The organism is Streptomyces sp. RP5T, assembly GCF_003933965.1.
Taxonomy (GTDB): Bacteria; Actinomycetota; Actinomycetes; order Streptomycetales; family Streptomycetaceae; genus Streptomyces.
This window is the reverse complement of sequence record NZ_RSAJ01000707.1, coordinates 1-3,897: the sequence shown is the minus strand read 5'-3', so window position 1 is coordinate 3,897 and position 3,897 is coordinate 1. Positions and strand designations below refer to the sequence as shown.

The window sequence follows — 3,897 nt, the reverse complement described above, 5'->3', positions numbered from 1 at the left end:
CCCCCAGGGCCCGCCGGGACGCGGCCAGCCCCTCCTCGCGCAGCAGCGACAGCGGCACCCCCTCCCGCAGCCGCAGCTCCAGCAGGATCCGTTCCACCCGCCGGTCCTCGTCCGAGAGCAGCTCACGCCCCGCGCCCGGTGTCCTCCCCGCTGCCAGCGCCGCCGCGTACGCGCCCGGATGCTTCACGTTCCACCACCGCACCCCGCCCACGTGCGAGTGCGCCCCGGGGCCCGCTCCCCACCAGTCGGCGCCCCGCCAGTACAGCTCGTTGTGCAGACACCGGCCCGCCTCGGACGTGGCCCAGTTCGACACCTCGTACCAGTCGAACCCGGCGTCCGCGAACGCCGAGTCCGCGATCAGGTACCGGTCCGCGTGCACGTCGTCGTCGGTCATCGGAACCTCGCCCCGGCGGATCCGGCGAGCGAGCTGGGTGCCCTCCTCGACGATCAGCGCGTACGCCGACACGTGGTCCGGTCCGGCCCCGATCGCCGCCTCCAGGGACGCCCGCCAGTCGTCGTCGGACTCGCCGGGGGTGCCGTAGATCAGGTCCAGGTTCACATGCTCGAAGCCGGCCGCGCGGGCCTCCGCCACGCACGCCTCGGGGCGCCCGGGGGTGTGCGTGCGGTCCAGCACCTTCAGGACGTGCTGCTTCGCGCTCTGCATCCCGAAGGACACCCGGTTGAAGCCGCCCTCCCGCAGCGCCGCCAGGTACGCCGGGTCCACCGACTCCGGGTTCGCCTCGGTCGTCACCTCCGCGTCCGAGGCCAGCCCGAACTCGTCACGGATCGCCCCCAGCATCCGTACGAGGTCACCGGCGGCCAGGAGCGTCGGTGTGCCGCCGCCGACGAACACCGTGCGGACGGGCCGCGGGTCGTCGCCGAGGACCTTCCGCGCGAGGCGGATCTCGTCGATCAGCGTGTCCGCGTAGTTGTCGCGGGAGGCCAGCACTCCGCCGGAACCGCGCAGCTCGGTCGCGGTGTAGGTGTTGAAGTCGCAGTAGCCGCAGCGGGTGGCGCAGTAGGGAACGTGCAGGTAGAAGCCGAGGGGGCGGTCGGCGGACCCGGCGAGCGCGGAGGCGGGGAGCGAGCCGTCGTCGGGGACGGGTTCGCCGTCGGGGAGTGCGGAAGGCATGTCCTCCATTGTCCAGCACCCCGCCGGCGACCTACTCCGCCTGCAGCACCAGCAGCGCGAGATCGTCCTCCGGGGGCCGGGCCCCGAACTCGTGCACCAGCCGTTTGATCCGCTCCGCGATCAGTTCGGCGTCCAGTCCCGCGCACCCGGCGAGCGCCTCGGCGAGTCCGTCCTCGTCGTCGAACTGCCGGGGGCCGCTGCGCCGCTCGGTCACCCCGTCGGTGACGCACAGCAGGCTGTCGCCGGACCGCAGCTCGAAGGTCTCGCTGGTGTACGTCTCGTCCTCGACGACCCCGAGCAGGGTCTGCGGCCGCGCGACCGTGCGGACCTCGCCGCCCGCCCCGAGCAGCAGGGGCAGCGGGTGGCCGGCGGAGGCGAGGGTGCAGCGCACGCCGCCGTCGAAGGGCGCGAGCTCGCCGTACAGGAGGGACAGGAAGCGGGTCTGCGGGCCGTCGCCGGGGTGCGTGGGGCGTCCGCCCGCGGCCACCAGGGCGCGCGCCGCCGCGTCCGCGGCCTCCGTGGCGTCGTCGAGGAGGAGCTGGTTGAGGCGGTCCAGAACGTCGGCGACGCGGTAGCCCTCGCGGGCCAGCAGCCGGAGCCAGGGCCGCGCGAGACCGATCACCACGGCGGCCTCGGGGCCCTTGCCCTGGACGTCGCCGACGGCGAAGCACCAGCGGCCGTCGCCGGCCGGGAAGAGGTCGTAGAAATCGCCGCTGGGCCCGCCCTTGTCGTACGGCTCGTACACCAGGGCGCTGCGCACGCCGGGGATCTCGGCGACCGCGCCGGGCAGCAGACCGCGCTGGAGGACGGCGCTGATGGTGGCCTGGCGGGCGTACTGGCGGGCCGCGCCGATGGCCAGGGCCACCCGGCGGCTGAGGTCCTCGACGAGCCCGGTGATCTCGTCGGGGAAGGAGACCAGCCCGGCCCGGCCGATGACCAGGGTGCCCAGCGGGCGGCCCCCGGCGGTGAGGCGGTAGGCGAGCGCGGAGCCGTGGGTGCCGTGCGCGCCCAGTGCCCCGCCGGGCCAGGGGAACGGCACGGGCCCGGTCCGGTCGGGCCCCATGAGGCCCGGCGGCTCCTTCTCCAGCGCCCGCCGCAGGTCCTCGATCCGGTTCTCGGAGCAGTGCCACACCCGGGCCAGCCGGGGCCCGGACGCACCGGCCTCGCCCCCGTCCGTCCCGCTCCAGGGGCCGCTGCCGAGCCCGCTGACGGGCTCCCCCGGGCGCGGGGACCCCCAGCGTCCGGCGATCTCGTCCTCCAGCCACACCGCGCACCAGTCGGCCAGCCGCGGCACGATCAGCTGGCCGGCGAGCGCGGCGACCAGGTTCTCGTCGAGCTGCCCGGCGAGCAGGTCGGAGGCCTCGGCGAGGAAGGACAGGGCACCGCGGTTGAGCCAGTCCCGGTCCGGCTCGGCGGGCGCGGTGGACGCCGGCACGGCCGGTGCCCGGGACGCGGGCGGTTCCGGGGCGAGCAGCCCGGCGACCCGCAGCCCCCGCTCGTGGGCCCTCTCCCCGGCGTACGCCTGGATCCCGTCGAGGGTGTCCTTGCCGCCGGCCGGGAGCTGCGCCCAGACGGTCTTGGCGCCGGTGCGGTAGGTGACCCCCCAGGTCTCGGCGAGGGCGGCGACCAGGCGCAGTCCGCGCCCGTACTCCGGTGTGCCGTACGAGGGTTCGACGTCACCCTCGCGAGGGGCGCGCGAGGGGTGGTGGTCGAGGACCTCGACGACGAGCGCGCCGGTGGGCGCCTCCAGGCGACAGTGCAGGTCGATGTCGGTGCCGGCGTGCACGACGGCGTTGGTGACGAGTTCACTGACGACGACCACGGCGTCGTCGGCCTGCCGGTCGGTGAGCAACTCCGTTCCGGGCAGGGCGAGTTCGCGCCATTCGGTGACCGCCTCCCGGATCAGGGCCCGGGCCGAGCCCGGGGCGAGCGGGCTGCCCGGGAGGGTGGCGTGGGTGTGCGCCGGGGCGCGCGGGAGCGTGCCGCCGTCCTGCGCGGGCGGATCGGACGCGCGGGCAACGGACTCCCGTTGCACAGGAATGGCCCCCATCTCCGTCTCCCCGAGCAGTTCGGACGAATACGCCTCGGTCGATGCGGACAGAGTGACAGACTGACCACGCCCATAAGCGCCGAGTTACCGAAGTGGGCCGCCATGAGTGAGAACAGTGGTACGCCTGTGCTCGAAGAAGGGCAGAACGCCGACCGGATTCGAGCATCCGATCTGCGTCCTCTGCTCGCCGCGATGACGGCCGCCCGGGACGGCGACTTCCGCCGGATGCCGGAGGCCGGGGACGGCATCGTGGCCGAACTGACGGCGGTCTTCAACCAGTTGGTGGACCGCAACCTGCACTTCACCGGGGAGGTCAACCGGGTGAAGCGGGAGCTGGTGCGGCACGGCCGGCTCGACGAGCGGCTCTCCCCGAGCCCGGGGCAGGGTTCGTGGACCTCCCGGGTCAACGACGTGAACCAGCTCCTCGACGCCCTGGTGGCCCCGGCCGCCAACGCGACCCGGGTCCTGGACGCGGTGGCCGGCGGCGACCTGACCCAGCGGGTCGACCTGCACGACGGCAACCGGCAGCTGCGCGGTGATCTGCGGCGGCTGGGCCGGGCCGTGAACAAGATGGTCGACCAGCTCTCCCTGTTCACCGGCGAGGTGACCCGGGTGGCCCCCGAGGTCTGCACCGAGGGGCGGCTGGGCGGGCGGGCCAAGGTGACCGGTCTGTCGCGCAGTTGGCGCGATGTGACCGAGGCGGTCAACACCATGG

At 74.5% G+C, this 3,897-nt stretch carries 3 protein-coding genes; 1 reads left to right on the top strand and 2 read right to left on the bottom strand.

Annotation, left to right across the window (positions count from 1 at the left end):
- Both hemW and EHS43_RS39575 read right to left on the bottom strand, forming a co-directional pair.
- On the bottom strand, positions 1-1,132 hold a 1,132-nt coding region (gene hemW, locus EHS43_RS39580), incomplete at its 3' end, for a radical SAM family heme chaperone HemW (RefSeq protein ID WP_125195399.1).
- Between the two features lie 31 nt (positions 1,133-1,163).
- Complete coding sequence (locus EHS43_RS39575; RefSeq protein WP_125195398.1) at positions 1,164-3,182, bottom strand: ATP-binding SpoIIE family protein phosphatase; 2,019 nt, start codon at positions 3,180-3,182, stop codon at positions 1,164-1,166.
- 102 nt (positions 3,183-3,284) lie between these two features.
- Between EHS43_RS39575 and EHS43_RS39570 the strand changes: the two genes are divergently transcribed.
- A partial coding sequence (locus EHS43_RS39570; protein WP_369009071.1) for a HAMP domain-containing protein occupies positions 3,285-3,897 on the top strand: 613 nt, incomplete at its 3' end.